The following is a 16363-nucleotide window of genomic DNA, read 5'->3' as shown; positions in this document are numbered from 1 at the left end:
CAGCGCGGCGCGGTAGACTAGCGGGCGCTGCGTCCGCCGCGCGGACGCCCCGCTTTCTACCGCATCGCATCTCATGAAACTCGCAACCCTGAAGGACGGTTCGCGCGACGGCCAGCTGGCGGTCGTGTCGCGCGACCTGAAGCAAGCCCACTTCGCCACCGACATCGCCGGCAAGCTGCAGACCGTGCTGGATGACTGGCACTTCTACGCGCCGCAGCTGCAGGACCTGTACGAGGCGCTCAACGCCGGCCGCGCGCGCCATCCGTTCGCATTCCATCCCAAGGACTGCATGGCGCCGCTGCCGCGCGCCTACCAGTGGGCCGATGGCTCGGCCTACGTCAACCACGTCGAGCTGGTGCGCAAGGCGCGCGGCGCCGAAATGCCGCCCGAGTTCTGGACCGACCCGCTGATGTACCAGGGCGGATCGGACGACTTCCTCGGCCCGCAGGACGACATCGTGTGCGCCAGCGAAGCCTTCGGCATCGACTTCGAGGCCGAGGTCGCGGTCATCACCGGCGACGTGAAGATGGGCGCCACGCCCGAGCAGGCCGGCGACGCCATCCGCCTGGTGCTGCTGGCCAACGACGTCTCGCTGCGCAACCTGATCCCGGCCGAGCTGGGCAAGGGCTTCGGCTTCTTCCAGAGCAAGCCGGCCACCGCCTTCTCGCCGGTCGCCGTCACGCCCGACGAGCTGGGCGAAGCCTGGCGCGAGCGCAAGGTGCACCTGCCAATGACGGTGCACTGGAACAGCAAGAAGGTGGGCCAGCCCGACTGCGGCACCGACATGGTGTTCGACTTCGGCCAGCTGATCGCGCATGTCTGCAAGACGCGCAACGTGCGCGCCGGCAGCATCGTCGGCTCGGGCACGATTTCCAATGTCGACCGCAAGAAGGGCTACTGCTGCATCGCCGAGAAACGCATGCTGGAGACCATCGACGATGGCAAGCCGAGTACCGAATTCATGAAGTTCGGCGACGCGGTCAAGATCGAGATGTTCGACGCGCAGGGACATTCGGTGTTCGGCGCGATCGACCAGCTGGTGGCCGCGCCCTGAGCCGGCCGCGCCTGTCGGCAACGGTCCGCCGGATGTGCATATAATTTACCGACCGATCGGTTGGTAAATCCACGATGCACCCGGCGCGGCTGCGCCACTTACCTGACAGGCCACCCATGACTGCCCCCAACGACGCGTCTTCCACTGAACTTTCCGAACGCTACGCGCGCTACCGCGCACTGACGCTGCGCCGCCACGGCCCGATCCTCGAGATCATCATGGGCGCGGCGCAGTCGGCCAACCAGAAGCTGGCCACCGCAGACGCCAGCATGCACCGCGAGCTGGCCGAGATCTGGCGCGACGTCTCCGCCGATCCCGACATCCGCGTGGCGCTGATCCGCGGCGAAGGCAAGGGCTTCTCCGCGGGCGGCGACCTGGCGCTGGTGGAAGACATGGCCAACGATTTCGAGACCCGCACGCGCGTGTGGCACGAAGCGCGCGATCTGGTCTACAACGTCATCAACTGCGACAAGCCGGTGGTCTCGGCGATGCACGGCCCGGCCGTTGGCGCCGGTCTGGTGGCGGGGCTGCTGGCCGATATCTCGATCGCCGCGAAGACCGCGCGCATCGTCGACGGCCATACCCGGCTGGGCGTAGCGGCGGGCGACCATGCCGCGATCGTGTGGCCGCTGCTGTGCGGAATGGCCAAGGCCAAGTACTATCTGATGCTGTGCGAGTCGGTCAGCGGCGAAGAGGCCGAGCGGATCGGCCTGGTCTCGCTGGCGGTGGAAGAGGACGAACTGGTGACGCGCGCCTTCGAGGTGGCCAACCGGCTGGCGGCGGGGTCGCAGACAGCGATCCGCTGGACCAAGTACGCCCTCAACAACTGGCTGCGCATGGCCGGTCCCGCTTTCGATACCTCGCTGGCGCTCGAATTCATGGGCTTTGCCGGTCCCGACGTGCACGAAGGCATGGCGAGCCTGCGCCAGAAGCGGCCGCCACAATTCAGGTAACGACGACGCAGCCGCGCGGCCCGCATCCGGGCGCGGGGCTGCGCCGCACACGGAGCACGCGATCATGTTCGGACAGATTCCCGATTTCACCAACGGCTTCGACTTCATGCGCCGACTGTGGGGTGGCAGCGCCGGCATACCCGGCGGCCTGATGCCCGGGCTGCAGGCGATGACGCCGCCGATGGACCTGGACGACCTCGACAAGCGCATCGCCGACCTCAAGGCGGTGGAAAGCTGGCTGCAGTTGAACACCAACCTGCTGCGCACCACGATCCAGGGCCTGGAGGTGCAGCGCGCCACGCTGGTGGCGCTGCAGACCTTCGGCAACGCGCTCTCGCCCGACGCCATGCAGTCGGCAATGGAAAACGTGGCGCGTGCCGCCAATGCGCCCAGCGCGGCGCCGCCGCAGCGCGCTGGCGCCGACACCGGTACTGGCACCAGAGGGCTGCACGAAGAAGCGCACGCGGCGCAGCCTGGCGCCGAGCCGGAGCCGGCTCCCGAGCCGTCGGCCGAGGCAGCGCCAGACGCGGCACCCGAGGCCGCACCCAAGGCCGCGCTGTGGTGGGACCTGCTGCAGCATCAGTTCAACCAGATCGCCAGCAGTGCCGCCGCGGCCAGCATCGCGCCGTTCAACATGGGCGCCTTCGGTGCCGGCGGCATGCCGGCACAGCCGGGTGCCGCGCCGGACGCCGGTGCCATGCCCGCCGCCAAGGCCACGCCACGCAAGACCGCAGGCAACGGCAACGGCGCCAGGGCGAGTGCCACGGCAAAGAGCGGCGCCACGAGCGCGGCCAAGTCCGGGGCCAAATCCGCGGCCAAGCCCGCTGCGAAGAAGCCTGCGGCAAAGAAGCCCGCTGCCGGCAAGACGGCCGGCGCCACGCCCAACGGCAACAACGCAGGCAAGGACGGCAACGGCGGCAACGAATGACGGATCACCGCACCGCCTGACCTGTCGCTACGCCGCGCCCTCGCCATGCACCGCGATCCCTTGCCAGGACACCAGCCCGCCCCGCACAACGGCCGTAGCATCCCTGGCGCCCCTAACGGCCCCAATCCCGCCGCCACCGCACTGATCATGATGGGCGGCGGCGCGCGCGCCGCCTACCAGGCCGGCGTGCTGTGCGGGCTGGCGCGCATCGCCGCGCGACACGGCAAGGGGCATGGCGGGCTGCCGTTCGGCATCATCGCCGGCACCTCGGCTGGCGCGATCAACGGTGCCGGGCTGGCCGTCCAGGCCAGCGATTTCCAGGCCGCCACGCAAAGCCTGGGCGCGCTGTGGCACGGCATCCATGCCGACGACGTCTACCGCACCGATGTGCTGCGCGTGGGCGTGTCAGGGGCGCGCTGGCTGTCGACGCTGGCGCTGGGCTGGGCCACGCAGCGCAAGGCGCCGCGCGCGCTGTTCGACAACACGCCGCTGGGCAGCATGCTGGGCGAGCTGTTCGATCCCACGCGGGTGCAGGACAGCCTGGACAGCGGCGCGCTGCAAGCGTTCGCGGTCACCGCCCTGTCCTACAGCACCGGCCGCCACGTCACCTTCTACCAGTCGCACCACCGCATCCATCCGTGGCACCGCAGCCAGCGCATCGCGGTGCCGGCGCCGATCACGGTGGACCACCTGCTGGCCTCTGCGTCGATACCGTTCCTGTTCCCGTCGGTTCCGCTCGAGATCGACGGCCATCACGAGTGGTTCGGCGACGGCACCATGCGGCAGATGTCGCCGCTGTCGCCGGCGATCCACCTGGGCGCGTCACGCATCCTGGCGATCGGCGCGGCCTCGCGCCAGCGCTCGGGCTGGTTCGACACCGTGCCCGCCGGCGGCTACCCGTCGCTGGCGCAAGTGGGCGGCCAGGCGCTGGCCAGCATCTTCCTGGACGGCCTCAATGCCGACCTGGAGCGGCTGCTGCATATCAACCGTCTGCTGGCGCGCATGCCCGAGATCGCCGGCGACCGCGAAGGCTGGCGCCCGGTGCAGGTCATGACGATCGCGCCCAGCGAGCCGATCGAGGCGCTCGCCGCCGAACACCAGAAGCAGCTGCCGCGCACCGTGCGCGCGCTGCTGGCGCCGCTGGGCGGTACCGAGGCGCGCGGGGCCGCCTTCGCCAGCTACCTGCTGTTCGAGCCCGAGTTCACGCGGGCGCTGATGGCGCTGGGCGAGCGCGACGCCGAAGCGCAGGCCGCCGAACTGGCTGCGTTCCTGTACGGCATAGTGCCGGGTACCGCACCCGCCGCCATGCCGGAGAGCGCGGTCTCGCCCTGAGCGTCCGGCCCGCCAGGCGGCGTGGCTGGCACCTGGGCCGCCCGGCGCGCCGCTGATCGCCCGCAATATGCAGTTGGCTGCGCCAGACCTTCGCAAAAGTCGTTGCATTTGTCCCCATGCGCCCTAAAAAAGGAGAAGAGAATAATTCGCATCTGGTAGAATCTGCCCGTAATTTCAAAGGCTTACCATGCTCTACCCCGAACTGTTCAAATCGTTGGAAGCCGTCCGCTGGCACATGGACAAGGACATCCCCTGGGATAGCTTCGACGCCAGCCTGCTGACGGACGACCAGGCCAGGACCATTCGCATGAACGCGATCACGGAATGGTCCGCCCTGCCGGCGACCGAGATGTTCCTGCGCGACAACCGCCACGATTCCGACTTTTCGGCGTTCATGAGCATCTGGTTCTTCGAGGAGCAGAAGCACTCGCTGGTGCTGATGGAGTACCTGCGCCGCTTCCGCCCGGACCTGGTGCCGACCGAGGAAGAACTGCATGCCGTGCGCTTCGAGTTCGACCCGGCCCCGCCGCTGGAAACGCTGATGCTGCATTTCTGCGGCGAGATCCGCCTGAACCACTGGTACCGCCGCGCCGCCGAATGGCACTCGGAACCGGTGATCAAGCATATCTACCGCACCCTGTCGCAGGATGAAGCCCGCCACGGCGGCGCGTACCTGCGCTACATGAAGAAGTACCTGGCGCAATTCGGCGACAACGCGCGCGCCGCGTTCGCCAAGATCGGCGTGCTGATGGCATCGGCGCGCCGCACCGAAAAGCCGCTGCACCCGACCAACCTGCACGTCAACAAGGCGCTGTTCCCCAACGACACCGTGCAGTCGCGCCTGCCCGATCCGGACTGGCTGGAAAAATGGCTGGACGAGCAGATCCGCTTCGACGAAGGCTGGGAGAAGAAGGTCATCGAACGGATCCTGCACAATATGTCGCTGCTGTTCGAACGCACCTTTGAATCGGTGCAGGACCTGAACCGCTACCGCAAGGAACTGAACGCCCGCCTGCCCGGCGCCGGCGGCGCCCAGCCGGCACAGGCCTGATCCGGCGGCTCGCTGCCAGCCCCCGACAAAAACCCCGCTGCGGCGGGGTTTTTTTATTGATGCGCCAATGCCGCCAATTCCCGGATATCCGGTAGTCCGCACCGGCACCTGCCAGATTTCCGGGAAGGCCGGGTGGTATCCGGTTACTACATCGCAGGAAAATCCCCCGTTTATCCGGACGCACACACTCGCATTGGCCGTATTGCCAGTCGTGGCGCGCCATTTCGAAACTTCTTAATTCCGAAATAAAATACTTAAATCACTTGGCGCGATTATATTTCTAGCTTCATGTGTTATTGACGGGCCTTTAGTTATTAGCGCAAATCATTTTATAATGGACTGTAATTCCGATAACATCCCCCGAAAATCCGCCAGTCGCGGCTGGCGATTATCCACAGCGCTGCCCGGCCTCGCCGGCAGGGTGCCACAGGAATCCCCGGCGCGCCCTCGCCGCGCTCCCGCAATGTACGGGCATGAGGCCAGCGACGACGGCGCGCGGCAACGTCCTGGCAGGGGTAAAGATTGCGTCACATCGTGGCCGACGTCAGCCTGCTGTACCTGGGCGGCCGCGCCGGGGCGGCCCATGTCGACGCGGTACGCGAGGCACTGGTCTCGGTCATGCGCGGCATTGCCGCCGCCACGGTGCCGCTGCCCGCCAACGACGCGGCAGTGGCGTTGGTCGGGTAAGCAGCGCTGAACGGACGGCGAACCCCAGCGGACGGGGTACCATTCGGACAAGCGTGCCGGCGCCGCCAGCGCCGGCCTCCACCATCCGATCCCTGACCCATGTCCGTACCCGCCTTCGAATCCAAGCTGACTCCCGCCGACAACCCCGCCGAACTGGCTGCGCGCATCGCCGCGCTGCCGCGCCCGCTGGTGTTCACCAACGGCGTCTTCGATATCCTGCACCGCGGCCATGCCACCTACCTGGCGCAGGCGCGCGCGCTGGGCGCGAGCCTGGTGGTCGGCGTCAACAGCGATGCCTCGGTCAAGATGCTCGGCAAGGGCGACGATCGCCCGCTTAACCATGAATCCGACCGCATGGCGCTGCTGGCCGCGCTGGCGTCGGTCGACCTGGTGGCGATGTTCCGCGAGCAGACGCCGGTCGAGCTGATCCGGCTGGTGCGCCCCGACATCTACGTCAAGGGCGGCGACTATGACATCGATACGCTGGAGGAAACCCGGCTGGTGCGCAGCTGGGGCGGCCAGGCCTATGCCATCCCCTTCCTGCACGACCGCTCCACCACCAAGCTGCTGACCAAGGTGCGTCAGGCCGGCTGAGCCGTGCGCTCAGCCCTGGCGCCGGGCCACCGGCAAGGTGCCGCGCGGCGCGGCGTCGGCCGCAGACGGTGCAGCCGGCGGCAGCAGCTGCATGCGCTCGGCGCGCACCTGCTGCCCGAGCCGGTGCGGCTCGCGCGGCGTGCCGAACCATCCGCCCAACGGATTCGCGCCAAACAGGCCCGCCAGCGCGGCCACGAGCAAGACGTTGGCGAGCAACAGCGACAGCAGGGCGATGCGCAGCGGGGCGGACATGGAACGGCTGTGGAAGCGTGCGGGACGGCGTGGTGAGGGCGATGGCCGCTAGGCCTCGGCCGACGCCATCGCATGCAGGCCGAGCAGCACCAGATTATCGTGCATCTCGAAGGGCACCGCGAGCGCGCCGGCCAGCGCGCTGCGTGCGCCGCCAGACAGCAGGCAGCGCGTCGGCCCGCGTTCGCCGAGCGCGCGCCAGGTGCGTTCGATCGCGCCCGCCTGCGCGGCCAGGCAGCCGGCGGCAATGGCATCGTGGGTGTTGTCGGCCCAGCGCAGGTGCGCGCGGGCCACGGTGCCGGCCTCTTCCACCTGATCCACCTCCAGTGCCGGCAGCTGCGCGGTATTGCGCGCCAGCGTGCCCAGCATCAGCGCCAGCCCCGGCAGGATCAGGCCGCCCTCGAAGCGCGCGCGGCCATCCGCGCCGACGGTGACGATATCGAGCGTGGTCGCGGTGCCAGCGGTCACGACCAGCAGCGTGTCATGCGGCAGCCAGCGGTGCGCGCCGATGGCGCCGACCCAGCGGTCGACACCCAGCTGCGTGGGCTCGCGGTAGCCGTTGGCCAGGTTGCCATGCGCCGCGCTGCTGCGCACCCACTGCACCGTCGCACAGCCGCCGAAGGCGTCGGCCAGCGCCGCATCCACGGCGGCGGCGATCACCGGGCCGGCGACGTTGGTGATCCAGACCGCCGGCATGGGGCCGCTGCCGCGCAGCGCGCGCAGGTCGGCGGCCAGGGTCTTCAGCGCGTGTTCATCGGCATGCGCGACCGCGCCGCCATGCTGCCACGGCGTGGGCAAACCCGTCCCGGCCGGCAGCGGCGCGCCGGCCTCGCACCACGCCCACTTCAGGCGCGTGTTGCCGATGTCGATCAGCAGCTGCGGCACGCTCATGCGCCATCCTCCTGGCCCGGCGCGGGACGCAGCGACAGCTCGCCGCTGGCAATGGGCTCCAGTCCTGCTGGCGTTTCCAGCAGCAGCTGGCCGGCCTCGTCGACGCCGCGCGCCATGCCCTCTGCGATCACCTTGCCGTCGTGCAGCAGCCGCACCGGCTGGTCGCGGTAGGCATCGGCGGCGGACCAGCGCCGCGCCATCGGCCCGAAGCCATGGGCCAGGAACGCGGTGCGCATCGATGCCAGCCGCTCCAGCACCGCGGCCAGCACGCGCGCTGCGTCGCGGCTTGCGTCGAAGCCCGGCACGGCCTCGGCCACGCCGGCCAGCTCGCGGCCCAGCGCGGCTTCCATCTGCGCATCGCGCACCAGGTTCAGGCCGATGCCGATGACGGCCCAGATCCGGTTCTGCCCGGCGCGCACCGATTCGATCAGGATCCCGGCCAGCTTGCGGCCGTCGATCTGCAGGTCATTCGGCCATTTCAGGCGGACGCGGGCGCCCAGGCGCGCTTCGACATCGCCGAGCGCCTCGGCCAGCGCCAGCCCCACCGCCAGGCTCAGGCCGGTGAGTTGTGCCGGCGCCAGCGCGAGCGGCAGCGCCACCGAGAAGGTCATGCCCGCCTGTCCCTGCCACGGCCGTCCCAGGCGCCCGCGCCCGGCGGTCTGGCGGTAGGCCAGGCGCAGGCGGCCGGCATCCGACCAGGGTGCGTGGCGGCACGCGGCGGTCAGGTCGGCATTGGTCGAGCCGGTTTCTTCGACCAGTTCCAGCGTCCAGTCGTGCAGTGCCGGCGACAGCGCGGCACGCAGGGCGGCGGGGTCGATGCGCCAGGGAGCGGACGGGCCCGGTGCGGGCGGAAGAGAGCTGTCAGGGGCGTCTGGCATGGGAAGCTGCGCTGGTGGCAATCGGCGATGCAAAGGTGGTGCAAAGGTGGTGCAAAGGTGGTGCAAAGGTGGTGCAAAGGTGGTGCAAAGGTGGTGCAAAGGTGGTGCAAAGACTGGCAGGCATGGCGCCTGCCCGACTGCCGCATTGTAGCCGCGTCGCGCGCTTGCTCCGTGCCCGCCCCTGCCGTGCATGGCCGCGGTCGCGCCAGCCGGGCGGGTGGCTTAGAATCGGGACTCGGCCATCACATCGCTAGCCCTTGGAACGCCAGACGACGCCAGACTTCCATATCACGCGCGGGGACGGGACCGTCAGCGTCGCGCTGCGTGGCGACTGGACCGCGCTCGCGCTGGCCGGCTGCCACCAGGCACGCCATCTGCGCGCGCAGTTGCACGACCTGGCGCAGGAGCCGGAGCACGCGCAATGGTCGCTGGCCGAGGTGCAGCGGCTGGACCATATCGGCGGACAGCTGCTGTGGCAGGCGTGGGACGGCAAGATGCCGCAGCAGATCGAGGCCAGCGAGGGCCAGCGCCGTGTGTTCGAGCGCATCGCGGCGGTGCAGGACGAAGGCTGGAAGAAGCACATGGTGGACCGCTTCAACCCGGTGACGCTGTTTGGCGCCAACGTGCTGTCATTCGGCGTGCAGTTGTCCATCGGCATCACCATGCTCGGGCAGCTGGCGTTCGACCTGCTGCGCTTCGCGCGCATGCCGCAGCGCGGCCCCTGGCGCGAGGTCTCGGCCAACATCTACAACGTCGGCTACAAGGCGCTTGGCATCACCGCGCTGGTCGGGTTCCTGATCGGCATCGTGCTGTCGTACCTCTCGGCGAACCAGCTGCGCGTGTTCGGCGCCAGCACGTTTATCGTCAATATCCTCGGCATGGCGGTGATCCGCGAGCTCGGGCCGGTGCTGGCGGCGATCCTGATCGCGGGCCGGTCTGGCTCGGCCATCACCGCGCAGATCGGCGTGATGCGCGTCACCGAGGAACTCGATGCCATGCGCGTGATGGGAATCTCGCACGGCTTCCGGCTGATCATGCCGCGCGTGATCGCACTGGCCGTTTCGATGCCGCTGCTGGTGGCGTGGACCGACGTGATGGCGCTGGCCGGCGGCATGGTGGCAGCGCGCATGCAGCTCGGCATCAGCGCCGCGTTCTTCCTGCGCGAGCTGCCCGACGCGGTGCCGGTGGCCAACCTGTGGCTGGGGCTGGGCAAGGGCGTGGCGTTCGGCATCCTGATCGCGCTGACGGCGTGCCACTTCGGGCTGCGTATCAAGCCCAACACGCAAAGCCTGGGCGAAGGCACCACGGCGTCGGTGGTGACCTCCATCACCATCGTGATCCTGGCCGATGCGGTGTTTGCCATCCTGTTCAAGGACGTGGGGATATGAGCGCGCCAACGGAAGCGGCAGCGCCACCCGCGCCGGCGCAGCGTACCGCGGTGATCGAGGTGCGCAACCTGGTCAAGCGCTTCGGCAAGGCTGTGGTGCACGACCACGTCGACCTGGACGTATGGCGCGGCGAGGTGCTGTCGATCGTGGGCGGCTCGGGCAGCGGCAAGACCGTGCTGCTGCGCCAGATCGTGGGGCTGGAGCGGCCGACCTCTGGCTGCATCAAGGTGTTCGGCGAAGACCCGGCCAAATTGCGCCCGGCGCAGCTGCAGGCGCTGCGCAACCGCTGGGGACTGCAGTTCCAGCGCGGTGCGCTGTTCTCGGCGCTGTCGGTGATCGACAATATCGCGCTGCCGCTGCGCGAGCTGCGCGCGCTGCCGGACAATCTGATCTGCCGGGCAGCGCTGCTCAAGCTGCAGCTGGTGGGCCTGTCGGCGCGCGATGCGGACAAGATGCCGTCGGACCTGTCCGGCGGCATGATCAAGCGCGTGGCGCTGGCACGCGCGCTGTCACTGGAGCCGGAACTGCTGTTCCTGGACGAGCCCACCGCCGGACTGGACCCAATGGCGTCGGACGACTACGTCGCGCTGATCCGGGAACTTCGGCGCGAGCTGGGCCTCACGGTAGTGATGATCACGCACGACCTCGACACGCTGGTGGCGCTGTCCGACCGCGTCGCGGTGCTGGCCGACCACAAGGTCATCGTCGCCGCGCCGATCCCTGAAGTGGTCAAGGTGGACCACCCCTTCGTCCGCGAATATTTCCTGGGCGAACGCGCCCAGCGCGCCTTGCAGGCGCTGCCGCAGGCACGGCAACCCGCGGCGCCCCCCGGAGAAGCATGATGGAAAACAAGTCATACGCGTTCCTTGCCGGCGTGTTCACCATCGGCCTGGCCGTGCTGGTGCTGTTCGCGCTGTTCTGGTTCAGCAGCGACCACGCCGTGCGCGTGCCATACGACCTGATCACGCGTTCCACCGTCAACGGGCTCGGGCCGCAGGCGGACGTCAAGTACCGTGGGCTGGCGGTTGGCAAGGTAGAGTCGATCAAGTTCGATCCGCAGGTGCCGGGCCAGATCATCGTGCGCATCAGCGTCAACCAGGACACGCCGATCACGCGCACCACCTACGCCACGCTGGGCTTCCAGGGCGTGACCGGCATCGCCTACGTGCAGCTGGACGACACTGCCGCGCATGCAGGCGCCGAAGCCTCGCCGCCGCTTCGCACCTCGCCCAAGGCGGTGGCCCGCATCGCCATGCGCCCGGGCTTCTTCGAAGAGCTGGAAAAGCGCGGCGATACGCTGCTGACGCAGGCCGAAACGCTGATGGCCTCGCTCAACGACATGTTCCAGACCGCCAACCGCAATGAACTGATGGCCGCGATCCGCTCGGTGCGCAAGACCGCCGAGGATTACTCGAAGCTGTCGGACTCGCTGGCGCCGGCCGCCAGCCGCCTGCCGCGCGTGGCCGAGAACCTCAACGCCACGCTGGAATCGACGCGGCGCCTGACGCAGGAGCTGGCCAGCCCCAACGGCACGGTGCTGCGCACGGTCGACAGTGTCGGGCAGGACCTGCAGGGTGCGGCGGCGTCGGTGCAGACCGCGGCCGGCAACTTCAACCAGGAAACCTTGCCGCAGCTCAACGGTCTGGCGCGTGATGCCCGCCAGACCGCGCGCAGCTTCGAGCGTGCCGCCGGCCAGTTCAACGACAGCCCGACCAGCGTGCTGTTCGGTGCGCCGGCGCCCGCGCCGGGGCCAGGCGAGCCGGGCTTCAGCACGCCCTGATGTCACCGACGACGCGACGACGAAATAACGACGCCCCATCGCCATGCCAGAGAACGACAACTGCCGAGGCCTCGCCGTGATCCCTGCCACCGAGAATTCACGCCGGACCCGCCGCACCCGCACTGCCGCCACGCTGCTTGCGTTGGCCGGCGCCGCGCTGGTGCTGTCCGGCTGCGCGCTGTCGCGCGGCACGCCGACCGTCACGTATGACCTGGGGCCGTCCGCCGCCCTGGCCGGCACGGCGGGCAACGCTGCCAGCGCTGCGCCCGCGCCGCTGCCCAGGCTGCGCGTATCGCAGACCGACGGCCCCGACTGGCTCGAAGGCAATGCGCTCTACTATCGCCTGCTGTACGCGCAGGCGCAGCGGCTGCAACCCTATGCCACGCAGCGCTGGGTGATGTCGCCGACGCGCCTGTTCGACGAGCGCCTGCGCGAGTCGGTGTCGGCGCGCGGCGGGTTGGCCTGGTCCGGCGACACCAGCGTGCCGGGGCTGAAGGTCGACCTGCTGGCATTCGAGCAGGTATTCGACAGCGCCACCACCAGCCAGGGCGTAGTGCGGCTGCGCGCGACAGTGTTCCACCGCGGCCAGCTCGGCCAGCAGACCTTCGAGGTGCGCCGGCCCGCGCCCAGCGCCGACGGCGCCGGCGGGGTCAGGGCGCTGGCCGAAGCCAGCGACGCCGCCATCGCCGCGCTGCTCGACTGGACCGCCACGCTACCGCTAAAGTAAGACAGACAAGGAGATTTGCCATGGAGCCGGCTGCCCCGCCGCCCTCCGCACCGCCCCCGGCCCCAGCCACGCAACCGGTGGCGCAACCGGCGGCGGTATCGACCATGACCGAACCCTCCGGCCCGCAGTATTCGCCGCTGGCCCGCGTGGGGCTGCTTTGCTTCACGCTGCTGGTGGTGTATGCCAGCCTCTACCCGTTCTCCGGCTGGGTCGACAACGGCATCTCGCCGTTCGCCTTTGTCTCCGCGCCCAAGCCGCGCTATATCACCGACTTCGACCTGCTGACCAATATCATCGGCTATGTCCCTTTCGGGGCGCTGGTCGTGCTGTCGCTGCATCCGCGCATGTCGGGCGGGCGCGCGACGCTGGTGGCGCTGTGCGCCGGCGCCTTGCTGTCGGCCTGCATGGAAGCCTTCCAGACCTGGCTGCCGAACCGGATCTCGTCCAACATCGACCTGATCACCAACGCGCTGGGAGCGCTGCTGGGCGGCGCGGTGGTGGCGCCGTTCACGCATGCGCTGATCGACGACGGCCGGCTCACGCGGCTGCGCCATGCCTGGTTCGAGCCGCATGCCAGCTTTGCCATCATCCTGCTGATGCTGTGGCCGTTCGCGCAGATCTTCCCGCAGGAGCACCTGTTCGGCATGGGCGGCATCGTGCGCGAATGGCTGACCGATCCCGAATCCTGGCCGATGCAGGTGCTGCAGATGCTGTTCCCGCAGCTGGAGGCGTGGCAGGTCCACATCGGCCTGCGGCCCGAGGACATGCAGAGCGTGCAACTGCTGGAATCGCTGGTGACCGCCAGCAGCTGGGTCGGCACCGGCTTGTTTGCCTCGATCGCCATGCGCCGCAACGCGCCGATGCTGCGCATCCTGGCCGGCATGCTGGCTGCCGCGCTGCTGATCAAGGCCACCGCGGCTGAATTGCAGTTCCCCGCCGACAGCGCCTTCAACTGGCTGTCCGAAGGCGGCCGCTTCGCGCTGCTGACCAGCTCGCTGGTGCTGGCGCTGCTGCTGTACCTGCCGCGCTGGGTGCGCGCGGTGCTGGCAATGGTGGCGCTGCTCGCGCTGGTGGTGCTGACCAACGTGCTGCCGTCGAATCCTTACGCGTGGATTTCCGAGCAGGGCTGGCGCATGGGACGCTTCATCCACTTCAACAGCCTGGCGCAATGGCTGGGGTGGCTATGGCCGTTCCTGGCGTTCTGCTATGTGATCTGGCGCTTCGAGCAGGTCAGCCTGCGCCGCCATGCCATGAAGAAGGCCGCGGCGCGCCGCGAGTCAACGGCTGCCGGTACGCAGGAACCGTGACGAAGCCCCGCGCCGTCAGTTGCCGGCGCGGATGGCGATGCCCTCGGCGGTGAGCCGATCCCGGATGCGGCGCGCGAAGGCCAGCGCATGGGCACCGTCGCCGTGCAGGCAGACGGTCTCGGCCTGGATCGGCACCCAGGTGCCGTCGATCGCGCGCACGCGCTTTTCGCGCACCATGGTCAGCGTCTGGTTCAGCGCGACTTCCTCGTCCTCGTGCAGCGCGCCGGGCGTCCCGCGCCTGACCAGCGTGCCGTCGGGGTTGTAGCCGCGGTCGGCAAACACCTCCTGCTTGACGCGCAGTCCGGCCTCCCTGGCGATGTCGATCATGTGGCTGCCGGCCAGGCCGAAGAACACCAGGTCGGCATCGAAATCCCGCACCGCGCGCACGATGGCGCGCGCCAGCGCCGGGTCGCGCACGGCCTGGTTGTAGAGCGCGCCGTGCGGCTTGACGTGGTGCAGCTCGCCGCCCTGCGCGCGCACGATCGCCTCGAGCGCGCCGATCTGGTACAGCATGTCGGCATAGACCTCCTCGGGGTCGCGCCGCATCTCGGTGCGGCCGAAGTTCTCGCGGTCCGGATAGCTCGGATGCGCGCCGATGGCGACCCCATGCTCCAGCGCCCATTTCACCGTTTGCATCATGGTGGCGGCGTCGCCCGCGTGCCAGCCGCATGCCACGTTGGCGGAGCTGATCAGCGCCAGCAGCGCCTCGTCGTTGCCGCAGCCTTCGCCGAGGTCGGCGTTCAGGTCGATCTGCATTGCCATTCTCCTGAGCGGTGCGGTGAGGGTCCGCGGTGCCGCTCCTGTCGAGGTGTACAAGTACGCGCGGCCGGCTCAGGCCGCAGCTCGGGTCAGCGTGCGCCGGCGCGCGGCGATGGCCATGCCGTCGCCCTGCCATTGCAGCGCCTGGTCGATCTGGCGCAGGTAGCGGTCCAGCTCAGTCTGCGCGGCGGCGGCCTGTGCCAGCGTCACCGGCACGAAGCGCACGGCCGCGCCCAGCGGCACCTGCGCCAGCCGCCACAGGTCGGCGCCGATCACCACGCCGATCTTGGGATAGCCGCCGGTGGTCTGCGCATCGGCCATCAGCGCGATCGGCTGCCCGGCCGGCGGCACCTGCATCACGCCCGGCACCACGCCGTGCGAAAGCAGGTCGGCGCTGCGCTCGGCGCGGCGCGCCAGCGCGGGGCCATTCAGTCGCAAGCCCATGCGGTTGCTGTTGGGCGTGACGATCCAGTCGGACTGCCACAGGGCCTGCTGCGATTCCTTCTCGAAGTCTTCATACTCCGGCCCGGGCAGCATGCGCACCGCCGTGGCCTTGCCGTCGAGGTCGGCCGGCAACGCCCACGCCGGCGCCTGCACGCCAATCCAGTCGCCATCGGCTGGCAACCCCGCGCGCCCCACCGGCAACCGGTCGCCCTCCTGCAGCGCGCGACCGTCCAGCCCGCCAAAGGCGGCCTTCAGGTCGGTACTGCGCGAACCCATCACCGGCTCGACATCGATGCCGCCCGCCACGCACAAATAGGCATGCGTACCGCCACGCGCCGGCGGCAGCACCAGGATCTCGCCCGCGTGCACGTCGAAGGCATGCCAGGACCAGACCGGCGTCCCATCCAGCGTTGCGCCACACTCCGCGCCAGCCAGGGCAACGCGCATGTCCGCATGGAAGCGAACCGCGGCGCGTCCCAGCGTGAATTCAATGGCAGCGCACTCCGGCGCATTGCCCAGCAGCCGGTTGCCGACCGCCACGGCCAGCGTATCCATCGCCCCGCAACTGCCCACGCCGATACGGCGGAAGCCGGTACGGCCCAGGTCCTGCACCGAGGCGAGCGCGCCAGGTCGGATGATTTCGATCACGCGATGATTTCCTCGGCGACAAAGCGCACGGTATCGCCGGGCGCCAACAGGGACGGCGGATCGCGATCCGCGACGAAGAGTGCGATATCGGTGTGGCCGATCAGCTGCCAGCCGCCCGGCAACACTGCCGGATAGATGCCAGTCTGCTCGCCGCCGATGCCGACCGACCCGGCCGGCACCGCCACCCGCGGCTCGCGTCGGCGCGGCGTGGCCAGCTCGGGCACCAGCCCGCCCAGATAGGCAAAGCCAGGCTGGAAACCCAGGAAATAGACCACGTACTCGCCGGCGGCATGACGGTGCGCCACTTCACGCGGCGACAGCCCGGTATGCGCGGCCACATCGGCCAGGTCCGGCCCATGCCCGCCGCCGTAGCGCACCGGGATCTCGACCACCTTGCCGGTGGTGTTGCGCGCCTCGTTCGAGGCCCAGGCCTGCTTCAGGCTGCGCTCCAGCACCTCGACATCGGCACTGCCGTCGAAGATCACCGTCAGGTTGTTCATGCCCGGCACCACGTCGACCACGCCGCGCCATCCTTCGGCCCGCGCCGCCATCGCCCAGATACGGCGCTGGACCTCCAGCGATGCGGGGGGCGCCACGCTGTAGAGCAGCGCTTGTTCGGCGAGGCGGTGAATGGTGCAGGGGCTCATGGGATTCCTGGTAGCGCACTTTTTACCAGTGTAGGCTGGCAGCCGG

The 16363-nt window shown here is 69.3% G+C and carries 18 protein-coding genes; 12 read left to right on the top strand and 6 right to left on the bottom strand.

Going from position 1 to position 16363, the window contains the following annotated elements; translation table 11 throughout:
• Positions 1-73 precede the first annotated feature (73 nt).
• The 7 genes from J8I82_RS19310 to rfaE2 all read left to right on the top strand — a co-directional run bounded on the left by J8I82_RS19310 (position 74) and on the right by rfaE2 (position 6599).
• Entirely contained in the window at positions 74-1054 is a 981-nt protein-coding gene (locus J8I82_RS19310; RefSeq protein ID WP_209760329.1) for a fumarylacetoacetate hydrolase family protein, read from the top strand.
• Between the two features lie 116 nt (positions 1055-1170).
• Positions 1171-2007: an enoyl-CoA hydratase/isomerase family protein gene (locus tag J8I82_RS19305; protein ID WP_209760327.1), complete on the top strand. Its 837-nt coding sequence runs from the start codon at positions 1171-1173 to the stop codon at positions 2005-2007.
• A gap of 64 nt (positions 2008-2071) precedes the next feature.
• Complete coding sequence (locus J8I82_RS19300) at positions 2072-2935, top strand: PhaM family polyhydroxyalkanoate granule multifunctional regulatory protein (protein ID WP_209760325.1); 864 nt, start codon at positions 2072-2074, stop codon at positions 2933-2935.
• Positions 2936-2980: 45 nt separating this feature from the next.
• Positions 2981-4267, top strand: a complete 1287-nt coding sequence (locus tag J8I82_RS19295; RefSeq protein WP_431831559.1) for a patatin-like phospholipase family protein — start codon at positions 2981-2983, stop codon at positions 4265-4267.
• A gap of 187 nt (positions 4268-4454) precedes the next feature.
• Entirely contained in the window at positions 4455-5318 is an 864-nt protein-coding gene (locus tag J8I82_RS19290; protein WP_209760323.1) for a ferritin family protein, read from the top strand.
• Between the two features lie 522 nt (positions 5319-5840).
• Complete coding sequence (locus J8I82_RS19285; RefSeq protein WP_209760321.1) at positions 5841-6005, top strand: hypothetical protein; 165 nt, start codon at positions 5841-5843, stop codon at positions 6003-6005.
• 99 nt (positions 6006-6104) lie between these two features.
• Positions 6105-6599: a D-glycero-beta-D-manno-heptose 1-phosphate adenylyltransferase gene (gene rfaE2 / locus J8I82_RS19280; protein ID WP_063239901.1), complete on the top strand. Its 495-nt coding sequence runs from the start codon at positions 6105-6107 to the stop codon at positions 6597-6599.
• 9 nt (positions 6600-6608) lie between these two features.
• Here the strand turns inward: rfaE2 and J8I82_RS19275 are convergent, their stop codons facing one another.
• The 3 genes from J8I82_RS19275 to J8I82_RS19265 are packed head-to-tail and all read right to left on the bottom strand — an operon-like array spanning position 6609 to position 8617.
• A complete protein-coding gene (locus J8I82_RS19275) occupies positions 6609-6851 on the bottom strand; it encodes a hypothetical protein (RefSeq protein ID WP_209760319.1) in 243 nt (80 codons plus the stop codon).
• 48 nt (positions 6852-6899) lie between these two features.
• Complete coding sequence (locus J8I82_RS19270) at positions 6900-7739, bottom strand: type III pantothenate kinase (protein WP_209760317.1); 840 nt, start codon at positions 7737-7739, stop codon at positions 6900-6902.
• The gene (locus J8I82_RS19265) at positions 7736-8617 is read right to left on the bottom strand and encodes a biotin--[acetyl-CoA-carboxylase] ligase (protein ID WP_209760315.1); all 882 of its coding nucleotides are present in this window, start codon (positions 8615-8617) and stop codon (positions 7736-7738) included. Before J8I82_RS19265 ends, J8I82_RS19270 begins: the two co-directional genes overlap by 4 nt.
• Before the next feature lie 257 nt (positions 8618-8874).
• Between J8I82_RS19265 and J8I82_RS19260 the strand changes: the two genes are divergently transcribed.
• Genes J8I82_RS19260 through J8I82_RS19240 form a run of 5 tightly spaced genes read left to right on the top strand, consistent with a single transcriptional unit; the run spans position 8875 to position 13819 of the window.
• Entirely contained in the window at positions 8875-10005 is a 1131-nt protein-coding gene (locus tag J8I82_RS19260; protein ID WP_209760313.1) for an MlaE family ABC transporter permease, read from the top strand.
• On the top strand, positions 10002-10847 hold the full coding sequence (locus J8I82_RS19255) for an ABC transporter ATP-binding protein (protein WP_209760311.1): 846 nt from the start codon (positions 10002-10004) through the stop codon (positions 10845-10847). Before J8I82_RS19260 ends, J8I82_RS19255 begins: the two co-directional genes overlap by 4 nt.
• The gene (locus J8I82_RS19250; protein ID WP_209760309.1) at positions 10844-11785 is read left to right on the top strand and encodes an MlaD family protein; all 942 of its coding nucleotides are present in this window, start codon (positions 10844-10846) and stop codon (positions 11783-11785) included. The genes J8I82_RS19255 and J8I82_RS19250 overlap by 4 nt, the downstream gene beginning before the upstream one ends.
• A gap of 43 nt (positions 11786-11828) precedes the next feature.
• Positions 11829-12512: an ABC-type transport auxiliary lipoprotein family protein gene (locus tag J8I82_RS19245; protein WP_209760307.1), complete on the top strand. Its 684-nt coding sequence runs from the start codon at positions 11829-11831 to the stop codon at positions 12510-12512.
• 20 nt (positions 12513-12532) lie between these two features.
• Entirely contained in the window at positions 12533-13819 is a 1287-nt protein-coding gene (locus J8I82_RS19240) for a VanZ family protein (RefSeq protein WP_209760305.1), read from the top strand.
• Positions 13820-13834: 15 nt separating this feature from the next.
• Here J8I82_RS19240 and pxpA read toward each other — a convergent pair whose 3' ends face one another.
• The 3 genes from pxpA to pxpB all read right to left on the bottom strand — a co-directional run bounded on the left by pxpA (position 13835) and on the right by pxpB (position 16317).
• On the bottom strand, positions 13835-14575 hold the full coding sequence (gene pxpA / locus J8I82_RS19235) for a 5-oxoprolinase subunit PxpA (protein ID WP_209760303.1): 741 nt from the start codon (positions 14573-14575) through the stop codon (positions 13835-13837).
• 75 nt (positions 14576-14650) lie between these two features.
• A complete protein-coding gene (locus J8I82_RS19230) occupies positions 14651-15670 on the bottom strand; it encodes a 5-oxoprolinase subunit C family protein (RefSeq protein WP_209760301.1) in 1020 nt (339 codons plus the stop codon).
• Positions 15667-16317 carry a 5-oxoprolinase subunit PxpB gene (gene pxpB, locus J8I82_RS19225; protein WP_209760299.1) on the bottom strand — a complete coding sequence of 217 codons (651 nt, stop codon included), beginning with the start codon at positions 16315-16317 and terminating at the stop codon, positions 15667-15669. Before pxpB ends, J8I82_RS19230 begins: the two co-directional genes overlap by 4 nt.
• Between the last annotated feature and the right edge of the window lie 46 nt (positions 16318-16363).

It is taken from the genome of Cupriavidus consociatus, from assembly GCF_017814975.1.
In the GTDB taxonomy this organism is placed as follows: Bacteria; Pseudomonadota; Gammaproteobacteria; order Burkholderiales; family Burkholderiaceae; genus Cupriavidus; species Cupriavidus consociatus.
Note: the sequence above shows the minus strand (reverse complement) of the source record. Positions and strands in the feature narration are given on the sequence as shown.

Bases quoted from the DNA above. Each gene is read 5' to 3' on its own strand.
- pxpA (WP_209760303.1), bottom strand. From the start codon at position 14,575: ATGCAGATCGACCTGAACGCCGACCTCGGCGAAGGCTGCGGCAACGAC.
- J8I82_RS19275 (WP_209760319.1), bottom strand. From the start codon at position 6,851: ATGTCCGCCCCGCTGCGCATCGCCCTGCTGTCGCTGTTGCTCGCCAAC.
- J8I82_RS19305 (WP_209760327.1), top strand. From the start codon at position 1,171: ATGACTGCCCCCAACGACGCGTCTTCCACTGAACTTTCCGAACGCTAC.
- J8I82_RS19270 (WP_209760317.1), bottom strand. From the start codon at position 7,739: ATGAGCGTGCCGCAGCTGCTGATCGACATCGGCAACACGCGCCTGAAG.
- J8I82_RS19255 (WP_209760311.1), top strand. From the start codon at position 10,002: ATGAGCGCGCCAACGGAAGCGGCAGCGCCACCCGCGCCGGCGCAGCGT.
- J8I82_RS19250 (WP_209760309.1), top strand. From the start codon at position 10,844: ATGATGGAAAACAAGTCATACGCGTTCCTTGCCGGCGTGTTCACCATC.
- J8I82_RS19310 (WP_209760329.1), top strand. From the start codon at position 74: ATGAAACTCGCAACCCTGAAGGACGGTTCGCGCGACGGCCAGCTGGCG.
- J8I82_RS19290 (WP_209760323.1), top strand. From the start codon at position 4,455: ATGCTCTACCCCGAACTGTTCAAATCGTTGGAAGCCGTCCGCTGGCAC.
- J8I82_RS19245 (WP_209760307.1), top strand. From the start codon at position 11,829: ATGCCAGAGAACGACAACTGCCGAGGCCTCGCCGTGATCCCTGCCACC.
- J8I82_RS19295 (WP_431831559.1), top strand. From the start codon at position 2,981: ATGCACCGCGATCCCTTGCCAGGACACCAGCCCGCCCCGCACAACGGC.
- rfaE2 (WP_063239901.1), top strand. From the start codon at position 6,105: ATGTCCGTACCCGCCTTCGAATCCAAGCTGACTCCCGCCGACAACCCC.
- pxpB (WP_209760299.1), bottom strand. From the start codon at position 16,317: ATGAGCCCCTGCACCATTCACCGCCTCGCCGAACAAGCGCTGCTCTAC.
- J8I82_RS19300 (WP_209760325.1), top strand. From the start codon at position 2,072: ATGTTCGGACAGATTCCCGATTTCACCAACGGCTTCGACTTCATGCGC.
- J8I82_RS19265 (WP_209760315.1), bottom strand. From the start codon at position 8,617: ATGCCAGACGCCCCTGACAGCTCTCTTCCGCCCGCACCGGGCCCGTCC.
- J8I82_RS19240 (WP_209760305.1), top strand. From the start codon at position 12,533: ATGGAGCCGGCTGCCCCGCCGCCCTCCGCACCGCCCCCGGCCCCAGCC.